Origin of the sequence: Acinetobacter sp. YH01007 (genome assembly GCF_013420425.1) — a bacterium.
Taxonomy (GTDB): Bacteria; Pseudomonadota; Gammaproteobacteria; order Pseudomonadales; family Moraxellaceae; genus Acinetobacter; species Acinetobacter towneri.
The window spans coordinates 44223-57818 of record NZ_VOYC01000017.1 but is presented as its reverse complement, the minus strand read 5'-3'; the positions used below and the strand labels follow the sequence as shown (position 1 = coordinate 57818).

Genomic DNA, 13596 nt, shown 5'->3' with positions numbered 1-13596 from the left:
CCTGATCAGGGTTGCCGATCAGGTATCAACTGGTGGGCAACCTTTTGCCCGAACGCGACTCAGGCAATCATTGAAACTGCCAAAAGTAATAGTAAGCGTTTGCGATTAAAGGTTGCTTTAACATCTTGTTTTCATCAAAAAATGAGCTGTTAAAATTAAAATACGCTGTATTGTTCCGTTTGGCAATCCTTTTTGTAAAATAATTTTTATTGGATGTATTTATTAAAATTAAGCTACTGTTTTAGCGAATCCAGGGGTTAAAAAAACCAAGCCGAAGCTTGGTTTTTGTTGGGTCTTTATTTAAGCGCGTTACTCATCATTGATCAAAATGAATCACACTACGAATAGATTTACCCTCATGCATTAAATCAAAGGCTTCATTAATTTGGTCTAGCCCCATGGTGTGCGTTACAAATGGTTCGAGTTGAATATCACCCTTCATGGCTTCTTCAACCATGCCTGGCAATTGCGAACGACCTTTTACACCACCAAACGCAGTTCCTTTCCAAGTACGACCTGTCACCAATTGGAATGGACGAGTTGAAATTTCCTGACCTGCACCTGCAACACCAATAATAATGGATTGTCCCCAACCACGATGCGCACATTCCAAAGCGGAACGCATCACATTGGTATTTCCAATACATTCAAAAGAATGATCTACGCCCCAACCTGTTTTTTCCACAATGACTTCCTGAATTGGGCGGTCATAATCTTTTGGATTTAAGAATTCGGTTGCACCAAATTGTTCTGCCAATTTGAATTTCTCTGGGTTGGTATCAATGGCGATAATACGGCTGGCTTTGGCTTTATGCGCACCTTGCACAACAGCTAAACCAATACCACCTAAGCCAAATACCGCAACGGTATCGCCTTCTTGGACTTTTGCAGTATTTTTAACTGCACCTAAACCAGTTGTAACACCGCAACCTAATAAGCAAACTTGCTCATGATTGGCTTCAGGATTAATTTTTGCTAAAGATACTTCAGCAACTACCGTATATTCACTAAAGGTTGAACAGCCCATGTAGTGATAAATCGGTTGTCCATTATAAGAAAAACGTGTCGTGCCATCAGGCATTAAACCTTTACCTTGTGTCGCACGTACGGAAACGCATAGGTTGGTTTTACCAGATTTACAGAATAAACATTCGCCACATTCTGCTGTGTAAAGCGGAATCACATGATCGCCTGGTTGAACACTGGTCACACCCTCACCAACTTCAACCACAATACCTGCACCTTCATGGCCAAGAACTGCAGGGAAAACACCTTCAGGATCTTCACCCGATAAGGTAAATGCATCGGTATGGCATACCCCTGTGTGGGTAATTTTGACCAAGACTTCTCCAGCCTGCGGCGGTGCAACATCAATTTCAACAATTTCAAGCGGCTGACCTGGGCCGAATGCGACGGCTGCACGTGATTTCATGAGCAAATTATCCCTAAAAAATACATTAACAGATGATAAGGGGCTGCTGACAATTCGTCTATGTTTGCGATGTGAGAGAGATATCTCGCAAGCTATTTATAAAATATCAACAGACTCTCACAATACCCTCTTTCTATTCAGAGTTTCAAGCATTAACATGAGGATAATCTCCATGTATAAATACAGAATGACTTAAGAATAATCATGAAGATCCAAAGACCTTGTTACTGGCTTGGAATGTTGGCTTTTTTCGCTATTTTACTGACAGGATGCAGTTTACCGATGAATCAAGCGAGCAAAGATAGCCCTGTTGAGCATTATGTAGATCATTGGCTGAATGGTCAGGAAATTGATGCACATTTATCCCAAAATTTAACAGCGTATCTTTCTCTAAATGATGCCTTTAGTAGCATCGCCTCGCGTTTATATTTGATTCAAAAAGCACAGCACCATTTAGATTTACAATATTACATTTGGGAAGATGATTTAATTGGTCAGTTGATGTTGGCTGAACTGCTCAAAGCAGCAGATCGTGGTGTAAAAGTTCGTTTATTAATTGATGATCAAAATGGTACGCAACTTGATCCAACCTTAAAACGGCTTGCTCAGCATCCTAATTTTGAAATAAAAATTTTCAATCCGTACAAATATCGGCATTTTCGTGTGATGGATTATTTGTTTCGTTTTAAACAAATCAATCGCCGTATGCACAATAAACTAATTATTGCCGATGGGGCGATTGCCGTGACAGGTGGGCGTAATATTAGCCGTGAATATTTTGATGCCAGTGAAAATTTTCAATTTACTGATATGGATATTCTATTCTATGGCAGTGCTGTCCCCCAAGCCAATGCCGTGTTTTTAGAGTTTTGGAATGACGAACTAAGCTATTCAGTAAAGCAATTATTAGGCACAGGCAACGCGTTGCAATTGAGAGAATTGCGTAATCGCTATGAATTAAATGCCAAATATAAAGATAAAATTCGTGAACGTGTGGCTAACGCGCAAGAAGAAGTCAGCATCAAATTAGAACAACATCCTGTACAGTGGGTATGTGCGCATTTTGTGGCAGATTCTCCGAATAAAATTCGGGGTACAGCTCAAGGCGAGCAACTGATTTACAAACAAATGTTAAAGTTAATGGGTGAGCCCAAACAACATTTAGAACTGGTTTCTGCCTATTTTGTCCCAACAGAAGATGGTCTTAAAACACTCACTCAACTGGCTGAAAAAGGAATACAGATACGTGTATTGACCAATTCATTTTTAGCCAATGATGTGCCTTTGGTACATGCATTTTATCAGCAGTATCGCGTAGATTTACTTAAATCAGGTATTCGTTTATATGAATTTAAGCCTTATATTGAACGAAAAAAGCGTACTTGGTATGAAGTTGCAACGGGTAACGTAATTCCTGCCAAAGGCAAAAACGCCTCGAGTTTACATGCCAAATTCTTTGATATAGATGGCATGGTCTTTGTAGGTTCTTTTAACCTTGATCCTCGTTCTGCAAAATTAAATACCGAAGTTGGCTTGGTGTTAGAGTCTGAACAATTGCAAAACGATGTTTCTCAATCTTTAGACCGCTATTTGCCACAAATTGCGTATGAACTGCAATTAGACGAAAACGGTCAAATTATTTGGTTAGATCATCAGGCAGATGGCAGTATTCAAACGTATCATCATGATCCTGAAACCACACAGTTTCAGCGTTTTATGATGAAAACAGTTTCATTATTCCCTATTGAATGGATGATGTAATGACAATAGATAGACATTAATTATGGAAGCGTATTTTTCTTTCTCTGCCATCACTGTCTACAATTATTTAAAGTTACTTATAGTAAGCCTATTTCTTTAAATAAGTTAAAATACGCTTCTGCCTTTTTCTCTAAAGCTAAAGGATAGGCTCGTGAAGATGAAGGCATCCGATATAAATGCAGCTCACGCTTGGCAAAATAGCAATGTGTCGCCTGCCCAATTTGAGGTTTTTCGGCAGATTCAGGCATAGATAACATGAGTGTATCAGTCGCTTTATCGCCTGTGGTCATAATGCTTTGACATAAAGGTATCTTGCTTAAAAGTGCTGCAATATCCATTGGTTTTTCAATCTGTAAAAATTTGTCTGATGCATTGCCTTTTAAGCGAATCACCTGCTGCGCCGTATCTGAAATAGCAATGCCAGTGGTGTTTAAAAAATCAATAATTTTATGAAGATGAAAATTTTTAGCTTCTAAATCTAAAAAGTAGTTTTTATCTTGAAAAAAGCATAAGCCCAAAATTCGCCACATATCATTTTGATAATTCGGATAATAAAAATCCATTTTCCAACGGCTTTTAGGTGGTGGAAAACTCCCAAGCATTAACAGCTTGGCATTGGCTGGTAAAAAGGGTTCGAGTGGATGGGTTTCTATTTTAGAATCAGACATTTATAGATTGAACCTTTGGTCTTTAAATTAAGCTAAGACATTGCAGTACGAGCAACTTCATAATGATTTTTATGTAACTTCCCTTGATTGAATAACCATGTCGCAACTTCTGGCCAAAAATACATTGCAGATCTAGATGCAAGTCCATACATCGGACGTGGAAAGTTTCCGTCACCACGTTTATTTTGCGCATATAAAGATAATGCTTGACGAGTCATTCCAGCACGTTCAGCCATTACTGCCAAAGTTGAATAACCTTGCTCTTCTACTATCAGATCATGAAATCCTAATGAGCGAATATTGTCTAATGCTGAGTGAATCGCTTGTTCTGCATTTTCAGCTTCACGGTCAAACTCAAGATAAATTGTATCGTTATAACTGCAAACTAATGCATCATCACAACCCGCTTCAAAGAACTTATCTTCTAGCACAGACAGATCAGAACGTGCGTCACGTACCACAACAGTAAAGTGATAGTTATTCATAGTTCATCTCCATGACATTGCTTTACTTTACGCAAGATTTGTTTTGCATGTGCTGATTTACCTGAATCGATAACATCCCAGCCGTTTTCAATCGCATATTCAATTGCTTCGCGAATATGTTTATTGGGATGTTTCTTCATATTTTCATTCTGCTTGATGATTTAATTATAATTTAGTGTTGACGATTGTTAACACTATACCATTATTTAAGTTAATTTACCTAAAACCACTCCAAAATCCTATCCGAGACTTCTTTCCCCCAAATCTGGTAAATTTCTTTACTTGGATGAAAACCATCTTTTGCCATTTCTAAATTCATGGATTGATATTTTCGAATATCATATTCAATCCACTGCATATCTTCTTGTTGTGCAATCATTTTTTCTAATTGTAAGTTCATTTGTTTTGCGTATTGTCCAAATAGCCAAGATAATGGATTGGGCAATGCGGGAAATAAATGCATTGGTGGAACCCCCGTAGCAATGATTAATTCAGGTTGGAATTTCGCTTGAATAAGTTGATAAAAATGTTGCTGTTGTTTAATCCAAGTCTGTGCCGACATTAAGCGTGTTACATCGTTGACACCAACAGAAGTAACCACAACATCATATTTTTGATTTACCAGTTTTTTCGTTTTTTGAATGACTTGTGAGGTAGTATCTCCAGACTGCGCCTCTAAACGCCAATGTACTTGGTACTGATGCTGCAAAGCAGAAATCACCGCACCTAAAAGCGCATCATTTTGATGTGCTACCCCAACGCCTGCAGCGGCAGAATCGCCTAAAATCAATAATGACAGCGTTTGCCCTTCCCCTGTAATACCTTCTCGTGCGCCTTCGGCTTCAGGCAATCGGATCTTGTTCTTTTTAACACGACTTCCCTGAATCACCAAAGCGGGAATTAAGGCAAGGGTTGCTGTTCTAAGCCACATCACATTTCACTCTTAAATACGAAAACCGAAAATACAAATTTTAAACCCAAACAAAAGTAGAGACTCAAATATAAAAATAGCATCGTGTCATTTAAAGTGATTGCATTCATCATCAGCTTTAAATTTCAGGATGCTATTCAAATACTATGATATCGCTGCTATTTAGCCGAGTTTATTGACCAATTTTAATGGTAAAACTTTCATAGCTAAGCCCAATGGCAACCATGGCCATTTAGGTACATAGGCTTTAATTGGCGCTTTTTCAATTTCTGCAGCAAGTAAGCGTGAACCTGTTTTTTCATCAACTTCAAAAGGCAGTTTTTTTGCACCTTCGTTGATTTCGGTACGAATATAACCAGGGAAAATAGTCGTAACTTGAATAGGTGTATCAATTAATTCTGCACGAATTCCTTCTGCTAAATGTGCTACTGCAGCTTTACTTGCACCGTAAGCAGTAAGATGTTTTGGCATACCACGAATGGCACTCATAGATGAAATCATCACCAAATGCCCTGAGTTTTGCTCACGGAAAATTTCAACCGCGGCTTCACACTGCGCCAAAGCTGAAATAAAGTTGGTTTCTACTGTGGCTTTGTTGATGGCAAAATTACCTTTACCAATGCGACGTCCTTCGCCCACGCCTGCATTGACAATAATGCGGTCAATTTGTCCAAAATCTTGTTTAAATTCACGAAACACCTGAAACACCTGATCATAATTGGTGACATCCAGCGTTTTTGCAATAACACGAATACCAAACTGGCTTTCCAGTTCTTGTTTCAGCGTTTCCAAACGCTCTAAACGTCGGGCGCAAATTGCAAGGTTATAACCCATTTGAGCAAATTCACGTGCCATACCCGCACCAATACCTGAACTTGCACCTGTAATTAGAATTGTTTTTGTCATGGTTTGATCCTTAAATCCAAGTCAATAAATTTGAGTTTTCAGCTTTAATAAAATGATGTTCATTCAAGCTTAACAGTTGTGGTTCACTGCCGACCAAACGTAAAGTGGTGATACTTGAGTTAGTAATTGCCCAGTTCAATGCAAAGGTTTTATTGGGCGTTAAGCCTAAAATTTTACCTGCAGCCACAGAAATCACACCACCAGAAGTAAATACCACAGCATATCGTGGTTGTTTTTGGGCTAAGTCATCACATAAATGCTGCAATGCATCTTCGACACGCTGTTTAAAATGCGGCCAAGATTCTTCATATTCATGGTGATATTCACCGCCCGTCCAGCGTTCTATCGCACCTTCAAAAATTTTTGCCAAATATGCACGAGGATTGACCTCTTTGGCGACATCTTCTTTCATCAATTCAGGTTGATTAAAACGCGGTTCATACTGCGCGAAAACCTGTTGATGATTAAACTCGTTCCATGCGCTGTCGGTATGAATTTCGACCTCAGGAAAACATTCTGCCAAAGCCAGTTGTGCAGTTTGCTGATGGCGCTGCATTGAACCAGCCACCACATAGGGTGCTTCTTTTAAAATGCGATCAAAATAACGTCCGAGCAATTTGGCTTGTAACTCACCATTAGGCGAAAGTTGATCATAACTTTCTGCCCCAAAAGATGCTTGCCCATGACGAATTAAATAAATGGTGGTCATTTCGGCATCAATTCCTTAAATTTGGCGATATATTTTTGTGCTAGTTCATTTGCTTCCAGTTTTTGTAAACCAATTAACTTTAAGGCACGAATATGCAAAGCATGAACGACAATCCAGAAATCCTTAAATGCAGGATTATTGGTTTGCTTGTGGAAATAACGATAATAAATTTGCTGGGCGATCACCGCTAAACGGAAAATTCCAAACACTTCATAGAATGTCCAGTTATCGGTGCTCAAGCCTGTTTTTTGCAAATAATAGTCCACCACTTGCTGACGTGTGAACATGCCTTTTAAGTGCGTTGGTTGACGACGGGTGGCTTTAAAAATTTGATTATCGGTATCTTCAACCCAATATGCCAAAGCCGAGCCTAAATCCATGAGTGGATCGCCCAGTGTTGCCATTTCCCAGTCCAAAACGCCAATCACTTGAGTCGGATGTTTCGGGTCTAAAATCACATTATCAAAACGCCAGTCGTTATGAATAATGCAGGTTTTTGAATCTACAGGAATATGGTCTAACAACCATTTACGCACATATTTAAAAGATGGCACGTTGATGGTATGTGCTTTGGCATAGCGTGCATCCCAACCTTCTACCTGACGTCGGCAATAACCATCACCTTTCCCTAATTTTTCTAGCTCAGTTCCTGCATAAGGTACTTGATGCAGCTCAATCAGTTTATCAATGACATTTACACAAAGTTCATGTACTTGAGTTTCGCTAAAATCAAGCTCTGGTGGCAATTTTGCACGTGGGATAATGCCTTCAATACGTTGCATCACGTAAAAATCGCAGCCAATTACAGCTTCATCCTGACACAACGCCACCATTTCAGGTAACACAGGATAAAACGGGGCTAAATTCTTTTGCACATGATATTCACGCGCCATGTCATGTGCAGATTTAGCTTTAGTACCTTTGGGCGGACGACGCAAAATTAAATCAGCATTGCTGTACTTAAGGCGATATGTCCAGTTCGATGCACCGCCTGAATATTGTGTGACTTCTACAGGTTCTACGACATCGACATTTTGTTGTTTTAACCATGCTGTCACTGCCTGAATATCGAGTTCTTCGCCTTCGCGTACTGTGCCGCCTACATCAATAACTGACATTATTTTTCCCTAATTTTCCAATTTTTTTAATCTAACATAGATTTTCCGTGTTCTCTTGAGATGTATCGGCAATATCAGAAATATTGCCGAATACACTACCAAGCGACACAATAAAAAATTCGCAACTGACTTATTTTTTGCGGCTGCTACGATAACCACGTTTAGCCAACTCAAGTTTGGCAATCATGCCTTTGTGTACTTCGTCTGGTCCATCGGCAAGACGTAAACTACGCGCTTGGGCAAAGAAACCTGTCAACGGTGTATCTCTAGATACGCCTGCACCACCATGAATCTGCATCGCCATATCAACTACTTTTTCCAAGACACTTGGTGCAACCACTTTAATGGCAGAAATTTCGGTAAGTGCTGCCATATTGCCTAAAGTATCCATTTTATAGGCTGCATAGAGAGTTAATAAACGTGCTTGGTCAATCGCCACACGTGCTTCCGCTACACGCTCCAAATTGCCACCGAGTTTCAGAATTTCCTTGCCAAATGCGGTACGACTCATGCCACGGTCAATCATCAACTCCAAAGATTTTTCGGCTGCACCAATACAACGCATACAATGGTGAATACGCCCCGGACCTAAACGACCTTGTGCAATTTCAAAACCTTGTCCTGCACCGCCAATAAAGTTGGCAACAGGCACACGCACGTTATCAAAACTGACTTCGCCATGACCGTGTGGCGCGTCGTAATCACCAAATACAGGTAACATGCGTTGAATTTTAACGCCCGCAGTATCCACAGGGACTAAAACCATAGAGTGTTGATGATGACGGTCTTTGGTTTCATCGGGTGTATGCGCCATAAAAATAATAATTTTGGCATTTGGATCACCCAAACCTGAAGACCACCATTTACGACCATTCAAGACAATTTCATCGCCGTCTACGACTGCTGTTGCCTGCATATTGGTGGCATCACTTGAAGCCACTGCAGGTTCAGTCATACAAAACACAGAACGAATTTTACCTTCAAGCAGCGGTGTCAGCCATTCTGCCTTTTGTGCTTCAGAACCATAGCGCCATAAAACTTCCATGTTGCCGCTGTCGGGTGCATTACAGTTAAATACGGTTGGCGCAATCAAACTGCGTCCACTCAACTCTGCAATGTGTGCATATTCTTGTACCGACAAACCTTGTCCTAATTCTGGACAAGGTAAAAACATATTCCATAAACCTGCAGCTTTGGCTTTGGCTTTTAATTGTTCTAATTGTGCTGGCCATTGCCATTTAGTCCAGTCACCACCCTGATTTAATTCGTGAACTTCTGCCCAGAATTCAGCTTCAATCGGCTCAATTTCTTTGGCAATAAAGGCTTTGGTACGTTCTATATAGTCTTTGGCGCGTGCAGATAGCTCAAACATGGTTCAAATCCCTTAAAATATTGTATTCATTGCTTTACAACACCTTAACTTGAAAAGTAATATGAATAAAATGATTTAATTCAATAAAACACTATGAATCATGTTCATAACAATGCAAAAGTTGATCTTACCGTTTTTCATCGTTTAGACATCAATTTATACCCGATGTTTGTTGCAATTTATGAGCAGCGCAGTATTTCCAAAGCTGCACAAATTTTGTGTATTAGCCAATCTGCCGCCAGTCATGCTTTGCAGCGTTTAAGACAACATTTACAAGATGATTTACTGGTGCGAAGTGGCAATAAAATGCTGCCTACGCCTTTTGCCGAGCAAATTTATCCGACTATTAAAAATGCCTTGTTGGCGATTCAAAGTATTGCAATACAGAAACAGCAATTTGAGCCGAATATGTTGCAATCGCTCAAAATTGCTATCCATGATGAAATTGAACCGATTATTTTTCCTAAATTGGTGGCGCATTTTCAAAAGTTGAACTTGGATATTCAATTTCTGAGCCACAAATTAGACCGCAAAACGGTTTTGGCAGATTTAGCAACACAACAAATTGATTTTGTAATTGATTTAGAACAAAACTTTGGCGATAAAATTCAGTTTCAATCCTTAGTTCAAGACCAATTTGTGGTCTGTAGTTCACAACAAGAAATGAATACTGCACTTTATTTATCTTCTGCACATATTGGGGTTTCATCACGGCGTACTGGTATGTTGCTAGAAGATATTTATTTGCATCAAAAGCAATTATCACGGCAGGTTTTTTTACGTTGTCAGCACTATTCTACGGCGTTACAGATTTTACAGCAGCATCCTCAAGCCATACTAACTATTCCTAAAATGATTTTAAAGCATTTGAATATGAGCCAAAAATTGAATATTTTTGATGTGCCTGTAGACTTGCCTGTAATTAATATGGGGATGTATTGGCATAAAGATTTACAGGAAAATTCAAGGCATTATTTCTTAAGAGAGGAAATTTCTAAAATCTTTGCTTAGGCTATTTTGAATTAATCTTGAATTTGCAAGTGGTTGCTAATCGTCTTGTATGATTCTATAAAAAATAAAAGCCGCCGAGACAGCTTTTTAATATGGGTTTGTTCTTAAAACTTCGCTTCCAATACTTTTGTAGATACTTTGCCTTTCCATAAATCACGCAAAATTGGCAAATAGAACTTTTCACCTACTTCTACCAATTCAGCATCAATTAAGGCATGTGTTTCATGCATAAATAAGTAATCTAGCTCCACAGTTTGTAATTGTTGTTGTGCTTTGGCGAAATCTTTACGTTTTTGTTGGGCTTGTTTCACTAACTGATCTGCAAATGTCTTGCCCTTGAACTGACTGAGCGCATTTAAACGTAATTCAATCACGCCCCACCCACTGAGCAGCAATTTAAATAACTCTAAATCTGCAGTGGTTGATTCCCACGTCATTTCTTCCAGATTTTCATTTTCAGGCAATACAGGTAGTAAAAGCTCCATTACACTTGGAAAAATCTTTTTAAAATTCAAGATAAATTTAACAGGCTGCTCACCCGGGTAATCTTTAAATTGCACGTGTTGCTGAACATCTGTTAAATAAATTGAGAGCATTGAAAATTTCCGTAGTTAAGATATTGAGTTGCTTATAAAAAAATTAAATTTTGCAAAATAAATGCAAAACTTTAGCAAAACAGTATTTTGAAGTATTGCGTATTCTAGCAATTATGGCAGCTTAATCAATGTAAGTTGAATAAGGAACGGACATAAAAGAAAGCATCTAAAAGTGGTTAATGCGACTAAATGACGGGTTTTGAACTATTACATTTAGATAGCACCTTGTAGCAGCCTATTCTGCCGTTATGCAAATTATGTCTTTACACCAACACATAAATTTAAAATCGTATTAGGATGAATTACCCCTCTACATTCAAATTAGGTGCAATAGAAAACCCAGCATTTAGGCTGGGTTTAGTATATTTTACTTGATTAATGCAACGCCATTTCCGCGCTTTTAGCTAAGAATGCCGAACGGCTTAAATGTTGTTTTTTTGCAACAGCATCAATACGTTTCACTAAAGCTTCTGGCATGCTGATATTAATACGAATAGACTTTGTATTTACTTTTGTTGTATCAATATCAACTAACAACCAAAACCCCCCCTCAAATCGCTCATCACCTAACCATTGCTCTGGGCTTGATGGTTCTGGTAACGGAATATCTTCACCATCAAAGTGAACTTCAACCGCTTCCTGTGCCATGCGCTGAATATCTTGCATCTCATCTGCTGCGCTAAAGCATCCATCAAAGTCAGGAAAGGTTAAACCGTATGCGCTATCTTCATCTTTGTGAACATATACTGGATATAACATTTTTACCTCCACTCCCAACCAGCCTGTTTATATATATTGCGTAGAGTTCCTATTGGCATATCTTTACGTGGATGTGGTACCACAACATGTCCAGGCTTTTCAGGATGCTTATACTTTTCATGGTCGCCTTTACCACCCACTTTGTACCAGCCTTCCTGCTCAAGACGCTTAATAATGTCTTTGCTGTTCATTGTGTAATTATACACAACATAATTTTAATAAGGAAGGATGCCCAAAATTTTCCCTGATTTTCATAAACAAAGTCTGTGTCTACCTCGCATCATGTGCAGACAAACACAGACCTTGAATTTGTTTAAAACTGATTACTTGGTATTCGGTACAATCATTTGTTCAGGACGTACCACTTCATCAAACTGCTCTGCTGTGACCAAATTCAGCTCTACTGCAACTTGCTTTAAGGTTTTATTTTCCTTATAAGCTGTTTTAGCCACCTTCGCTGAATTCTCATAACCAATTACAGGATTCAAAGCGGTCACTAACATGAGTGAATCATGCAAAAAGTGATCTATTTTTTCACGGTTTGCTTGAATGCCAACGGCACAATGCTCATTAAAGCTATTGCAGGCATCACCCAAGAGTTGAATAGATTGCAATAAGTTATATGCGATCACTGGCATAAATACATTCAGCTCAAAATTGCCCGATGCACCTGCCACGTTAATCGTGGTGTCATTGCCCAATACCTGTGCAACTACCATGGTCATCGCTTCGCTTTGTGTTGGATTAACCTTACCCGGCATAATACTTGAACCAGGTTCATTTTCTGGAATACGCAACTCACCAAAACCACAACGCGGGCCACTGGCTAACCAGCGAATATCATTGGCAATTTTATTTAAACTCACCGCCAAAGTTTTTAATGCACCCGAAGCAAATACTGCAGCATCACGCCCTGCCAAAGCCTCAAACTTATTTGGTGCAGTCACAAAAGCTAAGCCTGTAAGCTGTGCCAATTGCTCCGCTGCCTGTACCGCATAATCAGGATGTGCATTTAAGCCTGTACCGACTGCTGTACCACCAAGCGGCAACTCATACAAGCCTGTTAAAGCCTGTTCCAAACGCTTTAAACTATGATCTAATTGAGATACATAGCCACTAAATTCCTGCCCTAAAGTTAATGGTGTCGCATCTTGTAAATGTGTACGTCCAATTTTGACAATTTCAGAAAATTCTTCACTTTTCGCATGCAACGTATCGCGCAAACTCTTTACTGCAGGAATGAGCAGTTCATTAATTTGCAAACTCGCTGCCACATGAATTGCAGTTGGAAAAGAATCATTGGTCGATTGGGCGCGGTTGACATGATCATTCGGATGTACAGGCTTTTGTGCACCTAAAGGATTCCCCAGTTTTTGATTGGCGATATTGGCAATCACTTCATTGCAGTTCATGTTACTTTGCGTACCCGAACCTGTTTGCCACACCACCAAAGGAAATTGGCTATCCCACTGCCCTGCAATGACTTCATCTGCTGCACCGACAATGTACTGCGCCAACTCTTGAGGGATTTGCCCTAAGTTTGCATTGGTGATTGCCGTAGCTTTTTTAACCAAACCCATAGCGCGAATCATGGCGCGTGGTAAACGCTCATTGCCGATTTTAAAATTTTGTAAGCTGCGCTGAGTTTGTGCGCCCCAAAGCGCGTCATTCGGAACTTCAACCTCACCCATGGTGTCATGTTCAATACGTGTTTGCATGTTCAGCCTCATTCCTTCGTGATTTCAATGATGTCATGTGCTCTTATCTCGATCTTATAAAAAACAGACAGCCTAGTAAATGATAATTATTATCAATAATTCCGTTGCATTGTATCTGTTTCAGCTATGA

General features: G+C 39.5%; 15 protein-coding genes. 2 read left to right on the top strand and 13 right to left on the bottom strand.

What is annotated here, in order from left to right; genetic code table 11:
• Positions 1-316: 316 nt before the first annotated feature.
• Positions 317-1432 carry an S-(hydroxymethyl)glutathione dehydrogenase/class III alcohol dehydrogenase gene (locus FTT74_RS10035; protein ID WP_004973720.1) on the bottom strand — a complete coding sequence of 372 codons (1116 nt, stop codon included), beginning with the start codon at positions 1430-1432 and terminating at the stop codon, positions 317-319.
• 237 nt (positions 1433-1669) lie between these two features.
• Here FTT74_RS10035 and FTT74_RS10030 point away from each other — a divergent pair, with 237 nt between their 5' ends.
• A complete protein-coding gene (locus tag FTT74_RS10030; RefSeq protein ID WP_131261443.1) occupies positions 1670-3193 on the top strand; it encodes a phospholipase D family protein in 1524 nt (507 codons plus the stop codon).
• A gap of 77 nt (positions 3194-3270) precedes the next feature.
• On the opposite strand, the gene FTT74_RS10025 is transcribed toward FTT74_RS10030, so the two are convergent.
• The 8 genes from FTT74_RS10025 to FTT74_RS09990 all read right to left on the bottom strand — a co-directional run bounded on the left by FTT74_RS10025 (position 3271) and on the right by FTT74_RS09990 (position 9382).
• Positions 3271-3861, bottom strand: a complete 591-nt coding sequence (locus FTT74_RS10025; protein WP_104851964.1) for a uracil-DNA glycosylase family protein — start codon at positions 3859-3861, stop codon at positions 3271-3273.
• Positions 3862-3893: 32 nt separating this feature from the next.
• Complete coding sequence (locus FTT74_RS10020) at positions 3894-4346, bottom strand: XRE family transcriptional regulator (RefSeq protein ID WP_154320746.1); 453 nt, start codon at positions 4344-4346, stop codon at positions 3894-3896.
• The gene (locus FTT74_RS10015; RefSeq protein WP_179988972.1) at positions 4343-4486 is read right to left on the bottom strand and encodes a hypothetical protein; all 144 of its coding nucleotides are present in this window, start codon (positions 4484-4486) and stop codon (positions 4343-4345) included. Before FTT74_RS10015 ends, FTT74_RS10020 begins: the two co-directional genes overlap by 4 nt.
• 80 nt (positions 4487-4566) lie before the next feature.
• The gene (locus FTT74_RS10010) at positions 4567-5277 is read right to left on the bottom strand and encodes an SGNH/GDSL hydrolase family protein (protein ID WP_179988985.1); all 711 of its coding nucleotides are present in this window, start codon (positions 5275-5277) and stop codon (positions 4567-4569) included.
• A gap of 162 nt (positions 5278-5439) precedes the next feature.
• Positions 5440-6183, bottom strand: coding sequence for an SDR family oxidoreductase (locus FTT74_RS10005; protein WP_004973576.1), 744 nt, complete (start codon positions 6181-6183; stop codon positions 5440-5442).
• A 10-nt stretch (positions 6184-6193) separates the two neighbouring features.
• Positions 6194-6892 carry a histidine phosphatase family protein gene (locus FTT74_RS10000; RefSeq protein WP_004973573.1) on the bottom strand — a complete coding sequence of 233 codons (699 nt, stop codon included), beginning with the start codon at positions 6890-6892 and terminating at the stop codon, positions 6194-6196.
• Positions 6889-8010 carry a phosphotransferase family protein gene (locus FTT74_RS09995; protein ID WP_179988973.1) on the bottom strand — a complete coding sequence of 374 codons (1122 nt, stop codon included), beginning with the start codon at positions 8008-8010 and terminating at the stop codon, positions 6889-6891. Before FTT74_RS09995 ends, FTT74_RS10000 begins: the two co-directional genes overlap by 4 nt.
• Positions 8011-8140: 130 nt before the next feature.
• The gene (locus FTT74_RS09990; RefSeq protein ID WP_004973568.1) at positions 8141-9382 is read right to left on the bottom strand and encodes an acyl-CoA dehydrogenase family protein; all 1242 of its coding nucleotides are present in this window, start codon (positions 9380-9382) and stop codon (positions 8141-8143) included.
• A gap of 93 nt (positions 9383-9475) precedes the next feature.
• On the opposite strand from FTT74_RS09990, the gene FTT74_RS09985 reads away from it, so the two are divergent.
• Positions 9476-10393, top strand: coding sequence for a LysR family transcriptional regulator (locus FTT74_RS09985; protein ID WP_104851971.1), 918 nt, complete (start codon positions 9476-9478; stop codon positions 10391-10393).
• A gap of 104 nt (positions 10394-10497) precedes the next feature.
• Here the strand turns inward: FTT74_RS09985 and FTT74_RS09980 are convergent, their stop codons facing one another.
• From FTT74_RS09980 to fumC, 4 genes are all read right to left on the bottom strand, one after another.
• Positions 10498-10989, bottom strand: a complete 492-nt coding sequence (locus tag FTT74_RS09980) for a hypothetical protein (protein ID WP_004973565.1) — start codon at positions 10987-10989, stop codon at positions 10498-10500.
• Between the two features lie 375 nt (positions 10990-11364).
• The gene (locus FTT74_RS09975; protein WP_004973564.1) at positions 11365-11748 is read right to left on the bottom strand and encodes a type II toxin-antitoxin system HicB family antitoxin; all 384 of its coding nucleotides are present in this window, start codon (positions 11746-11748) and stop codon (positions 11365-11367) included.
• Positions 11749-11750: 2 nt separating this feature from the next.
• A complete protein-coding gene (locus FTT74_RS09970) occupies positions 11751-11939 on the bottom strand; it encodes a type II toxin-antitoxin system HicA family toxin (RefSeq protein WP_004973562.1) in 189 nt (62 codons plus the stop codon).
• 132 nt (positions 11940-12071) lie between these two features.
• On the bottom strand, positions 12072-13466 hold the full coding sequence (gene fumC, locus FTT74_RS09965; protein ID WP_179988974.1) for a class II fumarate hydratase: 1395 nt from the start codon (positions 13464-13466) through the stop codon (positions 12072-12074).
• Between the last annotated feature and the right edge of the window lie 130 nt (positions 13467-13596).

Excerpts from the sequence above, each read along its gene's own strand:
- FTT74_RS10035 (WP_004973720.1), bottom strand. The coding sequence starts at position 1,432 with ATGAAATCACGTGCAGCCGTCGCATTCGGCCCAGGTCAGCCGCTTGAA.
- FTT74_RS10030 (WP_131261443.1), top strand. The coding sequence starts at position 1,670 with ATGTTGGCTTTTTTCGCTATTTTACTGACAGGATGCAGTTTACCGATG.
- FTT74_RS10025 (WP_104851964.1), bottom strand. The coding sequence starts at position 3,861 with ATGTCTGATTCTAAAATAGAAACCCATCCACTCGAACCCTTTTTACCA.
- FTT74_RS10020 (WP_154320746.1), bottom strand. The coding sequence starts at position 4,346 with ATGAATAACTATCACTTTACTGTTGTGGTACGTGACGCACGTTCTGAT.
- FTT74_RS10015 (WP_179988972.1), bottom strand. The coding sequence starts at position 4,486 with ATGAAGAAACATCCCAATAAACATATTCGCGAAGCAATTGAATATGCG.
- FTT74_RS10010 (WP_179988985.1), bottom strand. The coding sequence starts at position 5,277 with ATGTGGCTTAGAACAGCAACCCTTGCCTTAATTCCCGCTTTGGTGATT.
- FTT74_RS10005 (WP_004973576.1), bottom strand. The coding sequence starts at position 6,183 with ATGACAAAAACAATTCTAATTACAGGTGCAAGTTCAGGTATTGGTGCG.
- FTT74_RS10000 (WP_004973573.1), bottom strand. The coding sequence starts at position 6,892 with ATGACCACCATTTATTTAATTCGTCATGGGCAAGCATCTTTTGGGGCA.
- FTT74_RS09995 (WP_179988973.1), bottom strand. The coding sequence starts at position 8,010 with ATGTCAGTTATTGATGTAGGCGGCACAGTACGCGAAGGCGAAGAACTC.
- FTT74_RS09990 (WP_004973568.1), bottom strand. The coding sequence starts at position 9,382 with ATGTTTGAGCTATCTGCACGCGCCAAAGACTATATAGAACGTACCAAA.
- FTT74_RS09985 (WP_104851971.1), top strand. The coding sequence starts at position 9,476 with ATGAATCATGTTCATAACAATGCAAAAGTTGATCTTACCGTTTTTCAT.
- FTT74_RS09980 (WP_004973565.1), bottom strand. The coding sequence starts at position 10,989 with ATGCTCTCAATTTATTTAACAGATGTTCAGCAACACGTGCAATTTAAA.
- FTT74_RS09975 (WP_004973564.1), bottom strand. The coding sequence starts at position 11,748 with ATGTTATATCCAGTATATGTTCACAAAGATGAAGATAGCGCATACGGT.
- FTT74_RS09970 (WP_004973562.1), bottom strand. The coding sequence starts at position 11,939 with ATGAACAGCAAAGACATTATTAAGCGTCTTGAGCAGGAAGGCTGGTAC.
- fumC (WP_179988974.1), bottom strand. The coding sequence starts at position 13,466 with ATGCAAACACGTATTGAACATGACACCATGGGTGAGGTTGAAGTTCCG.